At 41.6% G+C, this 23,383-nt stretch carries 11 protein-coding genes; all 11 read left to right on the top strand.

The genetic code is table 11. The annotated features are described in order from the left end of the window. The first annotated feature begins 88 nt into the window (after positions 1 to 88). The 11 genes from BM130_RS12100 to BM130_RS12150 all read left to right on the top strand — a co-directional run bounded on the left by BM130_RS12100 (position 89) and on the right by BM130_RS12150 (position 23,307). On the top strand, positions 89 to 3,010 hold the full coding sequence (locus tag BM130_RS12100; RefSeq protein WP_010526584.1) for a glycosyl hydrolase 115 family protein: 2,922 nt from the start codon (positions 89 to 91) through the stop codon (positions 3,008 to 3,010). A gap of 275 nt (positions 3,011 to 3,285) precedes the next feature. Continuing rightward, positions 3,286 to 4,677 (top strand): glycoside hydrolase family 28 protein, encoded by a 1,392-nt coding sequence (locus BM130_RS12105; RefSeq protein ID WP_010526585.1) that lies wholly within the window; start codon positions 3,286 to 3,288, stop codon positions 4,675 to 4,677. 3 nt (positions 4,678 to 4,680) lie between these two features. Then, the gene (locus BM130_RS12110; RefSeq protein WP_157998096.1) at positions 4,681 to 7,485 is read left to right on the top strand and encodes a beta-galactosidase; all 2,805 of its coding nucleotides are present in this window, start codon (positions 4,681 to 4,683) and stop codon (positions 7,483 to 7,485) included. Positions 7,486 to 7,554: 69 nt separating this feature from the next. Then, on the top strand, positions 7,555 to 10,434 hold the full coding sequence (locus BM130_RS12115; RefSeq protein ID WP_010526587.1) for a glycoside hydrolase family 2 protein: 2,880 nt from the start codon (positions 7,555 to 7,557) through the stop codon (positions 10,432 to 10,434). Between the two features lie 249 nt (positions 10,435 to 10,683). Further along, positions 10,684 to 11,406 carry a rhamnogalacturonan acetylesterase gene (locus tag BM130_RS12120; RefSeq protein ID WP_010526588.1) on the top strand — a complete coding sequence of 241 codons (723 nt, stop codon included), beginning with the start codon at positions 10,684 to 10,686 and terminating at the stop codon, positions 11,404 to 11,406. Positions 11,407 to 11,447: 41 nt separating this feature from the next. Next, positions 11,448 to 13,073 carry an SGNH/GDSL hydrolase family protein gene (locus BM130_RS12125; protein ID WP_010526589.1) on the top strand — a complete coding sequence of 542 codons (1,626 nt, stop codon included), beginning with the start codon at positions 11,448 to 11,450 and terminating at the stop codon, positions 13,071 to 13,073. A 166-nt stretch (positions 13,074 to 13,239) separates the two neighbouring features. Next, a complete protein-coding gene (gene rhaM / locus BM130_RS12130) occupies positions 13,240 to 13,557 on the top strand; it encodes an L-rhamnose mutarotase (RefSeq protein WP_010526590.1) in 318 nt (105 codons plus the stop codon). A 10-nt stretch (positions 13,558 to 13,567) separates the two neighbouring features. Next, complete coding sequence (locus BM130_RS12135; RefSeq protein WP_010526591.1) at positions 13,568 to 16,042, top strand: glycoside hydrolase family 31 protein; 2,475 nt, start codon at positions 13,568 to 13,570, stop codon at positions 16,040 to 16,042. 193 nt (positions 16,043 to 16,235) lie between these two features. Next, entirely contained in the window at positions 16,236 to 20,354 is a 4,119-nt protein-coding gene (locus tag BM130_RS12140) for a glycosyl hydrolase (RefSeq protein WP_175560429.1), read from the top strand. A 127-nt stretch (positions 20,355 to 20,481) separates the two neighbouring features. After that, entirely contained in the window at positions 20,482 to 21,909 is a 1,428-nt protein-coding gene (locus tag BM130_RS12145; RefSeq protein ID WP_044138424.1) for a glycoside hydrolase family 28 protein, read from the top strand. A 276-nt stretch (positions 21,910 to 22,185) separates the two neighbouring features. Further along, entirely contained in the window at positions 22,186 to 23,307 is a 1,122-nt protein-coding gene (locus tag BM130_RS12150; RefSeq protein WP_029626482.1) for a glycoside hydrolase family 88/105 protein, read from the top strand. Positions 23,308 to 23,383 lie beyond the last annotated feature (76 nt).

Below are 23,383 nucleotides of genomic sequence, written 5' to 3' on the forward strand. Positions count from 1 at the left end.
GGACAACTGTTATAACGACATGATAATGGATATTTATAAATTTAAATTAGCTTGAAAGGTGGAAAGGTTTAAGCTAAAAAAAATAGGTATGCAAAAAAGATTATTATTCCAATCTATTACGATTTTGGCTTTAAATGCGATTTTGATCTGTTGTTTTTCCAATCGAAAAAATGATGTCTTTGTTGTGGCTTCTCAGTCCGAAAATTGCGATTTAGTGGTGGATAGCCTGGAAGATACATTGGTTCATACTGCCGCACAAATATTTGCAGATGATGTTTTTAAAATTTCAGGGTATAGGCCAGGAATAAAAACTGTTTCAGGTTCGGATTATCAAATTAGAATAGGGACCTTGGGAGTAAATTCCGATTTCGATAAAGAATGTAAAATTGTTGGGATAAATATTGAAGAACTTCAATTGCAATGGGAAGGATACGTGCTTAAAATGGTTTCCAATGGACCTGAAAAGAGTACATTATGGGTTGTTGGGAGTGATGCCCGGGGAACTTCCTATGGTTTGATGGAATTGAGTAAGAGAATCGGGGTTTCGCCCTGGTATTGGTGGGCAGATGTCGTACCCGAGAAACGGGAAGAGATTGTACTGCCTGGAGACCTATATCAAAAAGATGCACCGAAAGTTAAATTTAGAGGGATATTTCTGAATGATGAAGATTGGGGCCTTCAACCCTGGGCAGCCAAAACCTTTGAACCCGAAACCGGTGACATTGGCCCTAAAACCTATGAAAAGATTTTTGAATTGCTGCTTCGACTCAAAGCCAATGCCATCTGGCCCGCCATGCATCCTTGTACCCGCGCTTTTTTTACTTATCCCGAAAATATTAAAATGGCCCGAAAATATGGAATATGGGTGGGGTCTTCTCATTGCGAACCCATGCTAAGAAACAATGTTGATGAGTGGCATAGATGGAACCCATCGGCAGGCGATCGGGGTCCCTGGAATTTTGATGAAAATCCTGAACAAATCACCGAGTATTGGAAACAAAGAGTAGAAACGGCAGCGCCATATGATGCCATTTATACAGTGGGTATGCGGGGCATTCATGATGGCAGCATGCCGGGAGGCAGGAATATAGAGGAAAAGGTGGAAATTCTTGGGCGGGTAATGGATACCCAACGCCAATTACTTTCGGCTATCACAGGAAGAGAGATCACCACCATTCCTCAGATTTTTTGTCCCTATAAAGAGGTGCTTAGGCTTTACAAAGAAGGTGCAGATATTCCGGAGGATGTGACCATTATGTGGGCAGATGATAATCATGGATACATTCGTCAATTGTCGAATCATGAGGAGCGCATGCGACCAGGAGGGGCAGGTGTTTATTACCATATTTCCTATTGGGGGCGTCCGCATGATTATCTGTGGTTGGAATCCATCCCTGTATCGCTAATATGGGAAGAGATGAACAAAGCGTATCAAACCAATTCAAAAAATGTTTGGATTGTTAATGTTGGAGATATAAAGCCAAACGAAATAGGCATGAGCTTTTTCCTGGAAATGGCCTGGGATCCCGATCAATTTGATCCCGAAACACTAGATTGCTATTATACGCGTTTTGCTGAATCTCAGTTTGGACGCGAATATGCCGATGAAATTGGTGAGGTGCTGCGGCAATATTTCCGGTTAGGATTTTCCCGTAAACCGGAACATATGGGATGGAACGGGGTTTATCCGAATACGCCAGTTCAGGATCCCGAACTTTCACTGTTCTTTAACGGCGATGAGGTTCAACAGCGAATTGAGGCCTATGACAGGTTGGAGCAAAAGGTGGAATCATTATATGCTCAAATGCCGGAACGATTGAAAGATGCCTTTTACCAGTTGGTGGGGTACAAAGTGATTGGTGCTTCCAATATGAATAAAAAACACCTGTATGCGTTTAAAAGCCGGATTTATGCGGCTCAGGGACGCCTTAGTGCCAATGAATACGCCAAGCGTGCTAAAGAAGCTTTTGAAAAAATAAAGAAAGCCACCATATTTTATAATGATTCAATTTCCAAAGGGAAATGGAAATATATGATGACCTTTAATCCGAGAAAATTGCCGGTATTCGACATGCCTGCCACAGGATCATCTGCGCCTGTGGCCTCTATGGCGGGAGGTATTATTCCTGAAGGATATTTGAATCCAGTGGATTCATCAGTGAATGGTGTTTCTTTGCCTGTGTTCAATGGCTATACCAATCGTCGTTATTTTGTGGATGTTTTTAACGCAGGTGTTGAGCCGTTGACGTGGAGTGCTGAGACAGATCAACCATGGATTCAACTATCTAAAAAATCCGGCCGAACCACTACTGAAGAAAGAGTCTGGGTCTCGGTGAATTGGAATAAGGTTAATGCAAAGAATACCCTCAGAGCGACCATTAAGTTTAAGGTAAATAATAATATCTATCCGGTAATTGTTAAAGCGGTGAAACCTGATTGGCTGGAAAGAGATGAACATGTGTTTATTGAGGATAATGGTATAATAGCTATTGAGGCTGAACATTTTTCCGATCAAGTTTCTTCGGCAAAAGGAGAGTGGAAAATAATACAGGGGCTTGGGCGCTCCGGTGATGCTATGGGTACCTTTCCGGTTACAGCTTTGCCGTTTAATTTGGGCAATTTGAATGAAGCAGCTTCACTGGCTTATGACTTTTACCTTTCTACTGAGGGAGAGATAGCGCTACGATTCTATTGTCTGCCCAATCAGCCGATCAATGATGATTATCAGTTAAGGTTTGCAGTTAGCTTGGATGGTGGAGATCCTGTGGTGGTAAATGCAGCTCTCGAAAAGGAAATGAATGAACATAACCGGGAATGGAAGAATAACGTTTTACGGGCGGTGACGATCAAGGAATCAAAATTGTTCATTCAAGAAAAAGGGAAACATCGGCTTGAAATAAAGATGATAGACCCTGGGGTTGTAATTGATAAAATTGAGATAAGAACGGAGAAGAGTTTTGGTGAGAGCTATATGGGTGCGAAGGAAACATTAGCCGAGCGGTATGAATGAACCCGCGGTGCCAAAGACTTGTGGACTGTGAACTAAAGAAGAATTTGAAATATCAACAGAGGATGTAATACAGGGAGAATTACCATCAGAGGATCAGTTGTTTTAAAGTTTTAGGGTTCTGCCCTTTCATTTAATTTTTTCAATTGGCTAATAAAAAACAACAGCAATGAGAGACCTTCAGATTTGTGCATTATTCACCTAACGCAAAAGTCATTTTTTTCGATTTCCATAGTCAATGTAAAGAAAGTTTTTGTAATAGTTTAAAAAAATGAATTATGATTTCCCTTTTGAGAAGGATTAAATTTACATTACTATCCTTTTTTTTTCTGGCTTTATTAGTATTTATTTCCTGTGGGCAGGGAAGAAGAGAGTTGAAGCATGAAGAAATACGGGTGGAAGCCCCTTTTGCCATGCCACCCATAAAAGTGCCGGAGTTCAGTGAATGTGATGATTTTTCCATAACCGATTTCGGGGCCGTAGAAAAAGAGAAAATCAGCACTACCAAGGCCATATCACAGGCGATTGCTGCTGCCTCTGATGCAGGTGGCGGAAGAGTTATTATCCCTGCTGGAGAATGGTTTAGCGGTAAAATACATTTAAAAAGCAATGTAAACCTTCACCTGAGCGAGGGGGCAATTCTGACCTTTTCGGGGGATCCGCAGGATTATCTGCCTGCGGTACACACCACTTGGGAGGGGATAGAATGTTACAACTATTCCCCATTGATTTATGCCTACAAATGCGAAAATGTGGCCATTACCGGTGCCGGACAACTGAAAGCCGAAATGGGGGTGTGGAAAAGGTGGTTCGCCCGTCCGCCTGCACACATGAACAGCCTTAAGAAACTTTACCATATGGCAGCAAAAGGGGTTGCCGTGCAGGAGCGTGTCATGGTCAATGATACTTCCCATTTACGCCCTCAGTTTATTCAGTTTAATAGGTGTAAAAATGTACGAATGGAAGGAGTTACTATTATAAACAGCCCGTTTTGGGTTATTCACCCCTATATGTGTCACAATGTGGTGATCAGAAATGTTAAGGTTTATGCGCATGGGCATAATAACGACGGGGTTGATCCCGAGATGTGCGAAAACGTTTTAATTGAAGATTGTGTTTTTGATCAGGGTGATGATGCCATAGCCATCAAATCAGGACGAAATCAGGATGCGTGGCGGTTGAATACACCCTCAAGGAATATTGTTGTTCGCAACTGTCTCGTCAAAAACGGTCACCAGTTATTAGCCATTGGAAGTGAGTTGTCCGGAGGAGTAGAAAACGTATTTCTTGAAAACTGTACCGTGGAAGAGAATGCCCGTATGTTTCACTTGGTGTTTATCAAAACCAATGAGCGCAGAGGCGGGTATGTTAAAAATGTTTATGTGCGAAATGTCACAGCCGATAAAATGAGCCAAGGGATTTTGGGCATCGATACGGATGTGTTATATCAGTGGCGCGATTTGGTACCTACATACGAAAAACGGTTGACACCCATCAGTGATGTATATTTAACCGATATTAAAGCTAATAAAGTTAACTTTCTTTCCCGGATTCTGGCTCAAGACGCCCTTCCGGTGAAAAATATCCGGCTGAAAAATATCCGGGTGGAGCAAATTACAGGGGAAAAATTGATCCATAATAATGTGGTGAACTTTCAGTTGGAGGAGTAAATGATGATTCGTTTTTTTATACTTGTGTTTCTTTCAGGAATGGGGATGTCTCTTTCCGGCCAAAAGTATTATCTGGACGCCTCCAAAATCAGCGATCAGGTGATGGGTGGTCATTTAAAAATGGGGAATAGCGGTGAGGCGGATCGAAAGATTGAAGTCAATAACCGATATCTTACCTTGGGAGGAAAACCGATTATTCCGGTGATGGGCGAGATGCATTATTCGCGCATTGAACGCGACCGCTGGGAAGATGTGATCCTGAAAATGAAAGCCAATGGTATTAATATCATCGCCAGCTATGTGTTTTGGAATCATCATGAAGAATTGGAAGGTCAGTTTGACTGGACGGGAAACAAAGACCTCAGGAGTTTTCTAAAGTTGGTACAGAAACATGGATTATGGGTCTATCCCCGAATAGGGCCATGGTGTCATGGCGAAGTACGAAATGGAGGAACACCCGATTGGATTTTGGATAAGAATTATCTGACCGATAGAAGCAATCACCCCGTATATCAGGCTTATGTGGATCGTTGGTATCAACAGGTGGCCCGTCAGATGGGCGGACTCTACTATAAAGATGGAGGTCCGATTGTCGGTATTCAGCTTGAGAATGAGTACTGGCGTGGGAAAGGCGGGGAAGCCCACATCCTTTGGCTTAAAGAGACGGCCCGCAAATACGGGATGGATGTCCCTCTTTATACCATAACAGGATGGCGGAATACTTCTTTGCCGCAGGATGAAGTAATTCCTCTTTGGGGCGGATATCCGGCTGTTCCTTGGGCAACTCATATTCAAACCATAACAGAAAACCTCAACTATATATTTGATGCCCCGGTCAATATGGAAAATATTGGCAATGAGGAAACCCCATCGAATGGATATCAGCCCGATTATTCCCGTTATCCCTATTTTACTTGCGAAATAGGTGTGGGAAACCAGCTTTCCTATCATCGCAGGCCTGTTATTGGCCCCTTGGATGGATTGGCCATAGCTACCATCAAAACAGGGTCGGGTAGCAATATGCTGGGGTATTATGTATTTGCCGGTGGCAGTAATCCGTCGGGAATTTTAAACACTCTTCAAGAAGAGCAATATTACACCGGTTATTGGAATGAATATCCCAAAGTGTCGTACGACTTCCAGGCGGCGATTCGGGAGACGGGCGAACTGGCCCCTTCCTATCATCAGGTAAAGAAGCTTCATTATTTTCTAAATGCTTTTGGCCATCGGCTGGCACCCTTATCCCCGGTGATTCCTGCCGGAAACAGTGATATGGAGGCCTTGCAATATGCGATTCGGTCCGATGGTCGGGCAGGCTTCCTCTTTGGCGTTAATTATTATAGGGGCATACCCAAGCCGGTGCAGAAAAATGTACAGTTTCATATTCGATTAAAAAATGAGGCGTTGATTTTTCCCGGGCGTCCGGTAAATATTGAGGACAGTACCATTTTTATCTGGCCCTTTAACTTTAAGATGGACAATGTGCTGTTGAAGTATGCCACGGCACAACCGGTTGGAAAATTTAGACGAGCAGATGAGCGTGTCTGGATCTTTTTTCAGAATAATAGCATAATCCCTGAGTTGGCATTTGACGAATCAACGGTGAAGGAGATTTCCACCCAATGGGGAAAAATGGATAAAAGGAATGGAATGTTGGTGGTGAAAGATTTTCAACCGGGGAAGAAGCATTGGATCGATGTGAGAGATTATTCCGACAACCGAATAAAAATAATGGTGTTATCCCATGCGGAAGCCGATCAAATGTGGGTGCTGAACAGTCGTGGGCGGTCGCACTTTTTCCTTTCAGATGCTAATTTGTATTTGGACCAAAACCGATTACATGTATTTGATACGGATACCTGCTTTCAGGTTTTGGGATTGAACAGCGATATGCAACCTTTATCTAGCGGAAAAGGAAGAGTAAAACCAGTATCGGAGGGATTGTTTAATGGATTCCGTATTTGTGTCCCGGGCAAAGAGTTAAAGGTGAATTACCAATGTGAAGATATCTTCGACCGATCCGACTGGTTAAAAGCAACGCCTAACGACTTTTCGGGGAAGAAGCATCTGTACCATAAAATATTTATAAAAGAGTTTGCTCTGATGAATTCCTCTTCTGTTCAATCGGCTGTAATGAAACTTTTTACGGATGTACCTCTCAGGCTTAATGTGAACAACCGATGGGTCAGTCAAAGGGTGGATACCAGTATGGTAAATTTCATAGATTTATGCGGGTATGTGCAAAATGGTGAAAATGTTCTGATGCTAGATGTTCCATACGTTGCAGGTGATGGAGCTCTGGCCGCACGATTAGATGTGGAATATTTTAATGGCGATAAAATAGAAATAGTCACAGATGGTTCATGGCTTACCACCACCGATTATCGGATTCCGGTTCCGGGCCGTCCCATTCGAGGTCTTAAAGCCCCTGAATTGACTAAACCCCGGTCAGTTGAGATGGATCGTGCGGGCCGGCCGGTCACTTATTGTTTAACAATTCCTGAAGACTACAACGATAAGCTAGCCAATACTTTTCTTCGGATCCGTTATGCGGGTGACCGAGCCGAAGCCAGAATTGGACACCGCCTGGTGGCCGATAATTTTAATAACGGTACCCCTTGGTCCATTTCGTTACGAAAATTGGGTTCCCTTCCGGAAACAGAACCTTTGGTGATAACTATTGAACCGCTGGCCTCCGGGGGAAAGATTTATTTTGAAAAGCCCTTGCTAGAAGGGCATAAAGGTGTTGCGCAGCTGTTGTCAGTGGATCTTGAAAGGGAATTTAATTACGATTTCGAGCTGAAATAAACTCATTTTATCAGGATCTCAACGAAATTGTTCGACAGAGATTTTTTTGAATAAACATAATTCAATGGTATGAAGATCGAAGGAAAGATATTAATGATATTAATTTTTTGCCTTGCCGCCTGCCAAGGGGTGAGGCAGGAGAGGGAAATGGATCTCTCTGGCCAATGGGCTTTCAGCATGGATACAGCCGATGTTGGCATTGAGCAACAATGGTTTGCCCGAAGGCTGGAAGAGAAGGTGCATCTGCCGGGGTCTATGAAAGAAAACCAGAAAGGCTTTGAACCTTCATTGCAGACCCGGTGGACAGGAAGTATTTATGACAGTTCGTGGTTTTTTAATCCCCATACGGAACCATATCGGCAACCTGGAGATCTCAAGTTTCCTTTTTGGCTTACGCCCAATTTGTATTATGTGGGTCCAGCCTGGTATCAAAAACGGATCATTGTTCCCGCCTCCTGGGAAGGAAAGCGAATAATTCTGCATCTGGAAAGACCGCATTGGGAAACAATAGTCTGGGTAAATGAAAAAAAAGTGGGAACGCAAACTTCATTATCGGTTCCACACGAATATGATATTACCGAGTATCTGACGAAACTAGAAAACACATTGACCATCCGGGTTGATAATCGTATAAAAGACATAAATGTAGGCCCTGATTCACATAGTTTAACCGACCATACACAAGGAAACTGGAATGGAATAGTTGGAGATATTAAGCTTAAAGCTCGTCCTTCCATATTTTTAAATGATATTCAGGTCTATCCGGATTTAGAAACCCGGACTGCACGCGTGAGATGCTTGATAAAAAACCATTCCGAAACATCTGTCGATGGGACTTTGATTTTGTCGGCTTCATCATTTAATGGGGACAACAGACATGTTGCGGGAACTAAGAAACATTCGGTAAAAATTAAACCAGGCGCAAATAAAATTGAAGTGAATTATGCGTTGGGAGAAAAAGCTCAGTTATGGAGTGAGTTTAATCCAGCACTTTATCGATTAGAGATAGAATTAAAAACAGATGTTGGCATTAATGATGCTGCACAAACCACTTTTGGCATGCGTTCCTTTAGGGCTGATGGACGCCGATTTACTGTTAATGGTCGCCCCGTTTTTTTGCGCGGTACTCTCGATTGTGCGGCTTATCCACTGACCGGATATCCGCCAACTGATAAAGAAGCATGGAGGGATATTTACGAAAGAGCCATGGCCTATGGCGTCAATCATTTCCGGTTTCATTCCTGGTGTCCGCCCGAAGCTGCGTTTGAGGCTGCTGACGAACTGGGACTTTATTTGCAGATCGAGGGCCCTTTTTGGACCAATCATGGAACCAGCGTGGGGGATGGAAAACCGGTTGACCAGTATATTCGGGAAGAGTGCAACCGAATATTGGAAAGTTATGGAAATCATCCCTCCTTTGTCATGTTTGCCTATGGCAATGAGCCGGCCGGTCGAAATCAAATAGCCTTTCTAAATAAACTGGTTGAGGAGTGGAAAGCAAAAGATCCCCGGCATTTATATACTCATGCCTCTATAGGGAGAAGCTGGCCGCTGGCACCGGCCAATGAGTTTATTGTGAGGTCGGAAGCCCGGGGTTTACCGTGGAACCGTCGCCCCAACAGCATGTTCGATTTTGGGGAGAAAATAGCACCGTATGAAGTGCCGTATGTTGCCCACGAGATGGGTCAATACTGTGTGTTCCCCGATTTTGCTGAGATTCCGAAATATACCGGGGTTTACAGACCCCGAAATTTTGAAATGTTTAAGGCGGAACTGGAACGTAAAAACATGGGCGATCAGGTACGAGATTTTTTCATGGCATCCGGAAAATTTCAAACCATTTGCTATAAAAATGAGATAGAGGCATCGTTGCGAACACCCCAAAATGGTGGGGTTCAGCTGTTAGGAATCAGTGATTTCCCGGGTCAGGGATCAGCGATTGTCGGAGTGGCCAATGTGTTTTGGGAGCCCAAGGATTACGTAACGCCCGATGAATTCAGACGATTTTTTTCTCCAACGGTTCCTTTAGCCCGATTTCCTAAATTTGTTTTTACCAGTGACGAATCCCTCTCTGTTGATTTGGAAGTGGCACATTATGGTGCGGAGCCGTTAAAAAGTATCATGCCGCGCTGTTGGATCCTGAATGCTGAAGGCGATACAATAGCTAGTAATACACTAGACGAACAATACATTGATTATGGCCATAACCATTTGGGTAACCTCTCTTTTTCATTAGGTTTTGTTAAACAAGCCGGAAAATACAGACTTGAAGTTGAGGTGGACCAATATCGAAATGACTGGGAATTTTGGGTTTATCCAAAGAAATTGCCGGAGATTAATCATAATGATATATTGATAGCCCATGACTTTAATGCGGATGTGGTGGCTGCGCTCAATGAGGGGAAAAATGTTTTGCTGCTTGCTGCCGGCAAAGTGGAAAGAGGAAAGGAGGTGGTTCAGTATTTTAGGCCGGTATTTTGGAATACCTCCTGGTTTCAGATGCGGCCACCTCATACCCTCGGTATATTTACCAACCCTAACCATCCGGCCCTTGCAGATTTTCCTACAGAATTTCATAGCAATCTTCAATGGTGGGCATTACTCCACCGTCAGCAGGTGATGGATATCGATCATTTTCCGCCCGATTTCAGACCCATCGTTCAACCCATCGACACTTGGTTTCTGAACCGGAAATTGGCACTTATCTTCGAAGCTAAGGTCGCTAATGGCAAGTTGGTGGTGTGCAGCGCCGATATTGAAAATAATCTTGATGACCGACCCGCCGTCCGTCAGGTGAGGTATAGTTTACTGAAGTATATGACCAGCGATCGTTTTAAACCCACTTACAGAGTGGCATTGGATCAGATAAAGCGTATTTTTACCAAATCGGAAAAACAAAGGTTCGATTTCCATACTTCTGAGAGTCCGGATGAGTTAAAGCCTAAATAAGAATTGCCAGGAACGGAGTCTATAAGAATCCCCTCTTCAGAACCATTTATAAATAAATAATGATTAAAGACATCCATGAAATTGAATGTTCTGGAGAAAATTAAAGCTCACATTTATGGATAAACCGAGCACGACTAACTAAGTTTGTTAACAAGAGTAAGTAAAAATTTTAGGTCATATGAGTTGCATTAAATCAATTATTTAGATAAATAGTAAACGAGTGCATTTTAACAATAAAATATAAGGTTTATGAAATTATTTACTTCAGTATTGTTACTTACGTTGGTTTTCTTGATGTTTTCTTGTAACCAAGATTCAACTATTGATATTTGGATGATCGGTGATTCTACCATGGCAGCCAAAAGTTCAAATCGTCATCCTGAATCGGGATGGGGAGTAGGTTTGGCAGATTATGTAACACCACGGGCACGGATACACAATCATGCAGCTAATGGTAGGAGTACATTAAGTTTTATAAACGAAGGACGGTGGCAGGCTGTTTTGGATAGTCTGTCTAAAGGTGATTATGTAATAATTCAGTTTGGACACAATGATCAAAAGCCGGATAAGAAAAGACATACCGAACCTTTTGGTACTTTTCAGGAAAATATCAAGCGGTTTATTGATGAATCGCGAGATAAAGGAGCTTATCCGATAGTTTGTTCCTCCATTGTGAGGCGCCATTTCGATGAAGAAGGGCGACTGAAAGATACCCACGGGGATTATATTATTGCTGCAAGAGATATAGCCGGGAAAAACAATGTTCCCTATATAGATATGGAGTCGTTGACTCGACAGTTGGTTTCAGAGCTAGGACCAGAAAACTCGAAAGCGATTTATACCTTTACCGAAACCCGTTCCGATTCCACCCATCTTTCTGTTTACGGAGCAAAGATTGTTGCAGGGCTTTTTGTGAAAGAGGTAAAAAAGGCTGGCCTTCCATTGGCTGAATATTTTGTGGATCAGAAATAAAATTAATACGGTATTTCAACTAAATAGCAGAAAAGATAAATATGAAATTACAGAAACGGTTCATTGCTATGCCATTATTGTTTTGGATTGGGATGATGGCTTTGTCGCAGAGAAATGATCGGGTTGAAGTCCAATGGCCTAAGGTCGTTCAGACGGTTGAAATCCTCAGTTCGACTGATGGGACTGTCCAGAAAGCTATATTGTACAGTAGCCGGAGTGAAACCCCCAAACCGTTGATCGTTAGTTTACACACTTGGAGTGGTGATTATTTGCAATATGATCCCCTGATTAGAGAAATAGTGGCGCGAGACTGGAATTATATTCATCCCGATTTCCGTGGACCAAACAACCATCCGGAAGCTGGTGGGAGTGAAAAGGTGATATCCGACCTTATGGACGCCATTAATTATGCTCTTAAAAACACCAATTCAGATCCGGAAGATGTTCACATAATCGGTCTTTCAGGAGGTGGATTGGTTACTTTAGCGGCCTATATGAATCTTGATTTTCCGGTAAAAACTTTTTCTGCTTGGGCGCCTATCTCTGATTTAGAGGCCTGGTATTATGAATCAGTCGGCCGACGTCTGAAGTACGCCAGAGATATCATGCGCATTGTTTCCGTCGACACTGTTTTCAACAGAGACGAAGCTATCAGGCGTTCTCCGTTATGGCAATCTTTCCCTCGGAAATTAAGAGAGGATGCCAATCTTTTTTTATATGCAGGTGTTCACGATGGGTGCAAAGGTTCGGTTCCTTTTACACATTCTGTTAAAATGTACAACCGATTAGCTGGCGAATTGGCCTATGGGGTGGCAGACCTGGATTCAGTAATCTCCTTAAAGCTAAAAGACAGTATCCTGGTATCTCAGGAAGAAATGATCGATCTTCTTACGCGGCGTTTTCACCCAGCATTTGAAACACTTCCTAAACTATTTGATCGTAATGTTTTCTTATTGCGAAACTTTCGGAATATTCACCTTACAATATTTGATGGCGGACATGAACAATTACCGCAGGCTTTGGGGCTGATTCCTTATAAGAAAACTACATCTTTAAAATACAATATTTTAACCTTGGGTGACTCAAATGGGGAAATCCCTCATGGATGGGTAAACCAACTAAAAAATATGATGCCTGAGTCGAAAATTATCAATATTTCCCAAAGTGGGCGAACCATTGGATTTGATAACCTTGGCCGAAAAGAACTAAATGCTTTGCGAAATATTGATGAATACCTGAATCAGGCTCAAAGTCAGATTGGCCATGAGACATATGATTGTTTGGTTGTATGCCTGGGAACCAATGATGCCAAAAAAGTTTTTGCCAACCGACAAGAGGAAGTGGTCGCCAATTTCAGGAAGTTACTATTCCGCGTAAAAAAGCATCAATTGATAAGGACTTCAGACCCACGACTGCTTTTCGTCACTCCACCGCCCATGCGAACGTATGATATCTTGGAGAAATATGAAGGAGGAAACGAAAGACTGGGAAAGCTCATTCCGGAATTAACAGCCATAGCCAAAAATATGGGGTTTGACGTTATAGATATTTATCATCCATTGCAGGGAATTTTAGATTATTATGCAGAGGATGGCATTCATATGTCAGCCCCAGGACAAGAGATTATTGCATCAAAAATTGTGGAATATCTGAAATTCCTAAAATAACCGTATCAAAAAGTTAAAAATTATTGCCAGTTTGTGCATTGTTTATTGCTCTTCGCTCATGTATTTTTGGTGATTGTTAAAATACCTTTTATGGTTTTGTTAGAAACTTGTGTATACAAATTTTATTGAAAGGTAATAACAAATGGATAACTAAAAATTAAGTGCTATGGCAAAACGATTTGGGTTTAAAATGTATCTTAAACCAGGTTTTAAGGAAGAGTATAAGAAGCGACACAGAGAAATATGGCCCGAAGTGGCTGCACTAATAAAATCGACCGGTGTTTATGACTATTCCATTTTTCTGGATGAAGAGTCCAATACTTTGTTTGCCGTTCAAAAACAGGAAGGAGATCAGTCGTCACAGGATCTGGGAGATAATCCAATTATTAAAAAATGGTGGGCTTATATGAGCGATATAATGGAAACGAACCCAGACCACTCGCCCGTTACAGTACCTCTGGAAGAAATGTTCTACTTAAAATAGAAAAATAGGAATGAAGGGATTATTTATACTGACTATTACCGTTATATATTTGTTGGTGGGCTGTAATTATGGAATTCCCGGTGCAGAGGTGAGCGCAGATAAGGTTATTTTACGCAGAGGAGACAGACAGATGCGAATTTTGTGGTGTACCCCGGATATGTTTCGGGTGTCCCTGTCCAATGAAGATGGAGAATTTTATGACCATGATTCCTTAATGGTAGTTCAAAATCAATGGGATAGGGTTGATTTCAATGTTGTCGGTACACGTAAAGATAAAAGGGAATGGATTATAACATCATCGGCTTTATCGATACATATTTCCCAGGAAAATTTTGCCATTAAAGTTTTTGATAAAGAGAACAATCTTATTACCGCCAGTGTTAATGAAGATTTTTCAATCGGTTATGATTTCGATGGAAAACCTTTTTTCCGGAGTAATTTATTTCCGGAAGAAGCATTTTTTGGCTTTGGAGAACGCATGGACTTTCTCAACCAAAGAGGCAAGAAATTGACCCTTAATGTGGGGCGGGGGCTAGGTCGACCCCATGAAATAGGAGCCTACAATATTCTGGAAGCCAATTATTGTCCGGTGCCGTTTTTTATGAGTTCCCGAGGCTATGGTTTTTTCTTTCATAATGCCTGGCCTTCCCACTGGGATATGGGAAGTTCTACCGATAAGGAATGGATGGTAACAGCCGATGGCGGGTGGATGGATTTTTACTTTATCTATGGTCCCGATTTTAAATCCATTATTGAAAACTATACTAGGGTTACCGGGCGCACTCCTTTGATGCCTCGTTTTGCTTTGGGACTTCATGTGGGAACCTACAGCGGTGGAACCTGGGGGCATGAGCATTTGACCAATCAGAATTATGTTGTAAATGTGGCCCGAAAATTTAGGGAACATAAAATTCCGGCCGATATTCTGTGGCTCGATTCTACCTGGCGACTCTTTGGGAAAGTGAATGGGAAAGGAGGTACTACTTTTGAATGGAGACAACCTGGATTTCCCGATCCGGGGGCAATGTTTGATGCCATCTATGATTTGAATTTCAACATGGCGGGAGTACATATTCGGCCGCGATTGGACAATACCGATCAAAATAACCTACTGGAACAGGCTCAGAAATATGGGTTTACCTATCCCGAAAAGAACTATGCCGGCGATTTTCTTAATTTTTTTGATCCACAATCGGTGGACTGGTGGTGGGAAAAGGGCCTGAAACCACTGGCCGATATGGGCTGTATGTTTGTTAAGACAGATGAAGGGAGTGCATTTGGCCGGCAGGGTAATGAATTGGTTGACAAGAAAGGTCCTCAGGGAGAGGGTATTCCGGAACTTCATAATTTATTTCCTGTTGTTTATGCCAAAGCGCCGTATGAGAAATTTCAGGAATATAACCGCATGAGAGGGATGAATCATACCCGTGAAGGGTTTGCAGGCATTCAACGTTATCCCTTTATTTTTGCGGGAGATTGGCCTTCCGAATGGCAATATTTTGCTCCGGTAATAAGAGCAGGCATAAATATCGGTCTTTCAGGTGTGGGTGCCTGGACACACTGCATGGGTGGCTTTGAACGAGTGGCCGATCCGGAATTATATATCCGGTGGTGTCAGTTTGGGATGTTTAGCCCAGTGGCCATGCTTTTTGGTATGGAGCATCCTCAGTATAAAGAGCCATGGAATTACGGGCAAGAAGCGCTGGAAATATTTACACGCTACGATCGGCTGCGTTATCGCTTGATCCCTTATATCTATTCATCTTATTACCAGATGTATCAATCCGGACTTCCGGTGATGCGCGCTCTTGTTTTGGAGAATCCCACCGATGAGAATACTTATAATATTGATGATCAATATATGTTTGGGGATAATCTGATGGTATGTCCGGTGACAACTAAAGGTGCCTCCACCCGTGTTGTCTATTTTCCGGAAGGGGAATGGTATGATTATCTGACTGGTGAAAAAATTTCGGGGGGTCAGTATCAATTGATTGTTACTCCGATAGAAAAACTTCCTCTATTTGCCAAAGCTGGTAGTATTTTCCCGTTGCAACCGGAAATGGAATTCGTAGGGGAAAAGGGTGTGGATCCACTTACTCTGAAAATTTTTCCCGGAGAATATGGAGCCTTTACCCTTTATGAAGATGATGGAAAATCATTGGATTATATGGAAGGTAAGTATTCGGCTACCCTTATAACCCAAAAGGCAACCAAAGAAGGACTATCCCTGACTATTTCAACTACCAAAGGGGATTATGAAGTGGTGGAACATACTATTGTTTTGGAAATAGTTTTGGAGAAAAAACCCTCCAGGATTATACATTCCGGCAGTATAGCGACCAAAGAAGTAAGCATCTCTTCTTTTCAAAAGGATGCGGTAAATGAAACGGGGATTTGGGCTTTTGATGCTGAAGCGGGTAAATTGTTTGTATCTACCCGAAGAAATAAGGACAATGATATAACCATTTCTATTTTATATTAAATAAGAAAATAGTGTTATGTAATTAAGGAAGAGTAAGAGAAAAAGAGGATTTAATGTATCATATTCATTGTTGGGCTAAGGATTAACGTAGAAAATAGGTTGGGTGAACAGTTAATCAATATATGATTTTCTCGAAATAAGAGGTTAATATGCGAGTTCCTTAAGGCCAAAAAACTTAATTAATTAAATGCTGATGCGACATAGGATTTTCTTACCAGGAAAAAGAAAGCGCCCTTATTTGGTTATTGTTATCGTATTTGCCCTAATGTTGGGTATTGGATGTTCATCAAATATAGAAGAGGGGAATAATATCTGGCCAGAAATAAATAAGGAGATGAAACCATGGACTCGGTGGTGGTGGATGGGAAGTGCCGTTGATGAAAAAGAACTGGGGCCGCTTTTAGAGGAATATGCGGCAAAAGGATTTGGAGGTGTAGAAATAGCCCCTATATACGGTGTTAAAGGATATGAAGATAGGTATGTTGATTTTTTGTCGGCCCGATGGATAGAACTTTTGGATTATACGGTTTCCAAAGCCGATTCACTGGGAATGGGGGTTGATATAACAACGGGAACGGGATGGCCATTTGGCGGACCTCATATAACGAGTGATTTTGCTGCACGGCGTTTGTATATTCAAAAGTATGAGCTTACGGTTGATTCCCCGCTTTTGAGGGTCAAAATAAACGATCCGAGGCAACGAAATGTTGGTGCCCGACTGATTGCTGTGACCGGTTATGATGAACATGGCAGAAAAAGAGAGTTGATGCCACTGGTGAATGAAGGAGGTCTGTTGAATTGGAAACCCTCATCCGGACGGTGGACTATATACGCCGCCTTTGATGGTCGGACGCGTCAGCGGGTGAAACGTGCGGCGCCAGGGGGAGAAGGTTTTACGTTTGATCATTTTTCTGAAAAAGCACTTTATCATTATTTGAAAAGATTTGATGAGGCATTCAAAGATAATTGTCCTAATATACGCTGCTTTTTTAATGACAGTTATGAGGTTTTCGGTGCCAGCTGGTCCCAGGACTTTCTGGAGGCATTTAAACAACGAAGAGGATATGATTTATCCTTGCATCTTCGTGAACTTTACGGAGACGGTGATAAGGATACCGTAGCACGTGTGAAATCGGATTACAGGGAGACTATGTCTGATATGCTAATCCATAATTTTTCGACAAAGTGGACGGCCTGGGCGCATAAATACGGTGCCCATACGCGTAATCAGTCGCATGGTTCACCGGCCAATTTGCTGGATGTTTATGCCTCAGTTGATATCCCAGAGATTGAAACATTTGGTGCCACTCATTTTAATATCCCAGGATTTTATTGGGATAGTGCCCATGTAAAAAGGGGCGATCATAACCCATTATTTCTGAAAATGGCTGCCTCGGCTGCCAATTTAACCGGGAAGAGGCTGGTCTCGTGCGAAACCTTTACTTGGTTAGGGGAACATTTTCGGGTACCGCTTTCTCAGTGTAAACCGGAAGCCGAACAGGTAATGTTGGCCGGAGTCAACCATATCTTTTATCATGGCACCGCATATTCCCCGGAAGAAGCTCCATGGCCGGGGTGGTTGTTTTACGCCTCTGTAAATTTTTCGCCTTCCAATAGCTTTTGGGCTCATATTGAAGGGTTGAATCAGTATATTACTCGATGCCAAAGTATATTACAATCTACTACTTCCGATAATGACCTTTTGGTTTATTGGCCAATTTATGATGTGTGGCATGACCCTGAAGGGATGGAAAAGATGATGACTGTTCACGGTTCAAAACAGTGGTTGGCTTCTGCTTCAATTCAGAAATTATTGGATAAAGGTTATACTTTTGACTTTGTATCGGATTCTCTTTTGAAAACATTGAAAGTGAGGAATGGGGTTGTGGTTCCTACTAATGGCCACAATCAATACAAGGCCATTATTATACCCGAATGTGAGCGGATGCCTGAAGCTACTTTGAAGAAACTGATTGAATTTTCCCGAAAGGGAGTGGTAGTTGTTATGCAAAATATTCCAAAGACAGTTCCTGGCCTTCGCAATTGGGAAAGTCGTCAGGAAAGAATGAAAACGCTACTTGCCGGATTTAATCATAGAGCGTTGGGGGAAGATGTTGCCATATTGGAAGATGATAATTCCAGTATTTATCTGACCCCTGATTTTGAAAAAGTGCTTAAATTGAATGGTATTGAAAGAGAAATGGTGACCGATCTGGGACTTAAGTTCATCAGAAAAAAGTCAACCTTGGGCACTTATTACTATTTGGTTAATCATACTTCCAAAGATATTGACGAGACTATTGTCTTAAATGCACCTGGGAAATATGCGGTAATTATGGATCCCCAAACAGGAACTTATGGCACAACCACAGTTGCTCATCAGGGGCGGAAATCCATGGTGCGTTTTCAGTGCAAAGCAGGAGAGGCTTATTTTATATTATTGACAAATAAAACGATTGCTCATTTACCCAAATGGAAATATAAAGGAGTTGAAGGTGAGGTAATAGAAATTTCCGGACCATGGAAATTGGAATTCATTGAAGGAGGACCTGAGTTACCCAGAGACAGAATTATTGATACGCTGCAATATTGGACCTCATTGGATGGCGAATGGGAGAAATATTTCTCAGGGATAGCCAGATATTCCACCATTTTTAGGGTAAATGATTTACCGGCAGAATCTTATCAATTGAAATTACAACATGTGGGGTATAGTTCCAGGATAGTATTAAATGGTCATGATCTGGGTGTGTTATGGAGTGAACCCTTTATAATGGATGTTGGCAATTATATTGAGGAAGGAGAAAATACCCTTCAGATAGAGGTAGCCAACCTAATGTCGAACCGTATACGGTATATGGATCTAAATGGCCAGGAGTGGAGAAAATTTCATGAGATTAATTTTGTAAATATAGGATACAAGCCCTTTGATGCTTCGGGATGGGAAGTTATGCCTTCGGGGCTTGCAGGCCCGGTAAAGCTAATTCCCATTAAAGAAGTAGAGACATCGCCCGAAGTGATTATGAGAAAAGCTGGTTCGGATGGCTTGATATTTAATTTTGGTACCGATGTCCCGGTAAATAAGAACAATATTGTTGAGGTTCCTTGTTCACTGACTTATAATCAGTATGTCGGTTATGGATTTGATTTGTGGACTACTCCGAAAAATACGATGAAAAAGTCGAAGTATGATGCCGATATAAAAAACAGCGGTTGTACCTCAGGGAGCTCTTTTTATTTTTCCGTTAAATTGCCGGAAGGAAATTATGAAGTAACTGTATGGCTCGGAAATCCTGTTCAGGAATCGGTTACTACAGTTAAGGCAGAGTCACGACGACTGATGGTTGAACGTAGTGAAGCAAAGACTGGGGAGGTGAAAGAACATACCTTTATTGTCAATGTAAGGACTCCCCGCATTGAAGGTACAGATTCCATCATTCGAAAAAAAAGGGAATATGAATATTTGAACTGGGATGAAAAACTCACCCTTGAATTTAACGGGGATCAGCCTTCCGTTTATGGGATACGTATAAAACCTGCAAGCCAGGAGCTGACAACAGTTTTTCTGGCGGGAAATTCCACTGTTGTTGACCAGGAATACGAACCTTATGCCGCCTGGGGCCAGATGATTACCGGATTTTTTGATACTGGGATTGTGGTGGCCAATTATGCCTTTTCAGGAGCTTCTCTTTCATCTTTTAAGGGATTAAAAAGAATGGATAAAATTATGAGCTTGCTTAAGCCAGGCGATTATGTGTTTATCGAGTTTGGACATAATGACCAAAAACAAAAAGGAGAAGGTATAGGTCCATGGCAGTCGTTTTCCAATTATCTTAAGGAATTTATTTTGTTAACTCGTGAAAAAGGAGGAAAGCCTGTTTTGGTTACCCCAATGAATCGTCGTTCGTTTGATGAAAGTGGGAAAATAGTTCATACCCATGGAGATTATCCGGCAGCAATGAGGAAAGTGGCTAAAGAAGAAAATGTTCCGCTTATTGATTTGAATGTGATGAGCAAAGAGCTTTATGAAGCTTGGGGTGTTGAAGAATCGCGAAAAGCATTTGTTCAATATCCGGCTAATACCTTTAGAGGACAGAATCAAAAATTGGAGGATAACACTCATTTTAACAATTATGGTGCTTATCAAATTGCTCTTTGTATCGTAAAGGGAATTCGCGATCTTAATTTGGATTTGGCCAATCATTTAAAACCCTCAACCCCTGTTATAGATTTATCTAATCCTTTTCCGTTTAGCGGGTGGAAGTTAAAGCACAGTTCTCGTTCAACTAATCAGAAACCGGATGGAAACTGATTTTTGAGGGATAAGGGGAAGTAATACAATGAAATATGAATATAAAAAATGTCGACTGTCTTTAGGGCATTTTTAATTGAATTAGTTTTAAGACTGGATGTTTAAAGAAACCAAAAAACAAATAAACATGCGTAAAAGATTTGTTGCCATTGGCATATTGACTATTATAATGATCGGGAAGGTAAAGGCTCAAGACTGGTTGTCGGAAGTGGGCGCCAAGCAATTTCCGGATTATGAAAGAACCTTCAAAGTCAATGATTTTGATGGCGTGTTTAAGAATAAAGTGATTGCTTCCACCGCCGGCATACAGGCTGCTATAAATGAGTGTTCGGCCCAAGGGGGCGGAAAGGTTGTTTTTGAACCGGGCATCTATCACACCGGGGCTTTGTTCTTAAAAGATAATGTTAACTTGGTTATTGGAGAAGGGGTTGAGCTGTGGGGCCTTATTGGTTTAAAATACTATCCTGAGATTAAAACGCGAGTGGCAGGTATAGAAATGATGTGGCCTTCCGGGATTATTAATATCCTTGGCAGGAAAAATGTTGCCGTAACCGGAAAAGGAGTGATCAATGCCCAGGGAAAATATAACTGGGAAAATTATTGGAATCTTCGACATGAATATACCCCGAAAGGACTTCGTTGGGCATCGGATTATGATTGTAAAAGGGTGCGTACTATTCAAATATCAGACTCTGAAAATATAACATTGAAAGATTTCCAGGTTAGACAGTCTGGGTTTTGGACGGTACATATACTTTATTCGAAATATGTGACCGTTGACGGGCTCACCATTCGGAATAATATCGACGGTTTTGGTCCCAGCACTGACGGAGTAAATGTTGATTCCTCATCATATGTTGAAATAATGAATTGTGATGTTGACTGCAATGATGATAATTTTACCGTTAAGGCAGGAAGAGATGCCGACGGATTAAGGGTTAATAAGCCTGCCGAGTATGTTTATATTCATGATTGTATTGCCCGTAGAGGGGGTGGATCACTGGTTATTGGTAGCGAAACATCTGGTTGGGTAAGGCATGTCAAATCGGAGAATATGAAAGCCCTTGGTTCGCACCATGTATTACACCTAAAATCGGCTTTTACCCGTGGCGGCGGAATTGAGGACATTCAGGTGGAGAATGTGCAGGCCGATGGGGTTCGGTCTTTTTGTGTGGTGACGCTCAACTGGAACCCTTCCTATAGCTATGCAACCCTTCCAAAGGGGATTAAAGAAATTCCTTCCCACTGGAAAGTTATGCTTGAAGAAGTTCCTGAGGAAAAAGGGTTGCCTTATATTCGAAATGTTTCTGTAGAAGATTGTCATGCTATAAATGTAAAAACTGCGATTCAGGTTTCGGGAACTGAAAAATCATATATTTCAGGTTTTAAATTTAAAAATGTTTCCATTTCAGCAGAGAAAGCCGGCCACCTATCATTCATTAGAAACTGGTTGATAGAAGGGTTAACCATTCGTACACCGGAAGCAGAAGAACTTAAAATAGATAATGCCCAAAAACTAAAAGTAAAAGAAATTAAATATGTGCCGATCCAATAAGCCTAAGGGAAATGATTAGGTTAAATGGTTGAATATTGAAAGGCAGTTAGGGAAATAGAAAATAATTATTTTCGGAAGGATGGGGATAGGATTATGATGAATGTTTTATTTTAGCCCTTCCCTCTTTCGTTCACCATTCGCTGGGATAAAAAAATCATTGTTAACTTTCTGTGGTTGTTTATTTGTATTCACTTTGTATCAGTGTTGAATGAATTATCCGAAGTCCTATTCCTAATACTTTTATAACTATTTAGATATTCTTAAATTATATACGATATGAAAAAGGTTTGTCTCATCATTTCAATGTTAGTAATTACCGTAAGTTTATTTTCCCAGGAAAAGCTTGACCGAAAAAAAGTTCTGGAGAAAATGGTTTTGGCAAACGACTATTTTATGAAAAAGTATCCGGATGTTGGGATGATGCTGGTCACGGATAAAGCTCGACCTTCCAATATCTGGACTCGTGGAGTCTATTATGAAGGATTAATGGCTTTGTATAAAATTTATCCAAGAGAAGAATATTATGATTATGCCTATTCTTGGGCAGAGTTTCATAAATGGGGAATGCGTAACGGGAATACCACCCGGAATGCAGATGATCAATGTTGCGGGCAGACATATATTGATCTGTACACTATGTCGCCCGATCCGGAAAAGATCAGAAATATAAAAGCTTGCATTGATATGATGGTCAATACCCCTCAAAATGATGATTGGTGGTGGATTGATGCCTTGCAGATGGCCATGCCTGTTTTTGCCAAACTGGGTGTTCTTTTTGATGATTATCGCTATTTTCAGAAAATGTATGATATGTATATGTACACCAAAACCCAGCATGGCGACAATGGTCTGTACAATCCGGAAGATGGTCTTTGGTGGCGTGATGCTGATTTTGATCCCCCATATACCGAACCTAACGGAGAGGATTGTTATTGGTCAAGAGGTAATGGATGGGTCTATGCGGCTATGGTACGAGTATTGGATATTATGCCCAAAGATGCACCTGGATATGATGAATACCTAAAGATGTATTTGGAAATGACTCAGGCCATTAAAAAGGTTCAACGAAAAGATGGTTTTTGGAATGTGAGTTTACATGATCCCAAAAACTATGGAGGAAAAGAAACTACCGGAACTGCTCTGTTTACATATGGTTTAGCTTGGGGAATTAATAATAACATCCTTTCCCGATCGGAATATTTACCTATTGTAATAAAAGCCTGGAATGCTATGGCAGAGGAGAGCGTGCATGAAAATGGTTTTCTCGGGTATGTTCAAGGAACAGGTAAAGAGCCCAAATCTGGTCAACCAGTGACCTATAAAAGTGTCCCGGACTTCGAGGATTATGGGTTAGGGTGTTTCTTGCTTGCTGGTTCGGAGGTGTATAAGCTAGAGTAATCAGGAAATTTGTTCACAAAGTCACCATGTTTTCAAAAGTTATTAATGTTTTCAATAGTCTGTAAAATATGAACTT

Source organism: Thermophagus xiamenensis (genome assembly GCF_900112795.1).
Taxonomy (GTDB): Bacteria; Bacteroidota; Bacteroidia; order Bacteroidales; family Marinilabiliaceae; genus Thermophagus; species Thermophagus xiamenensis.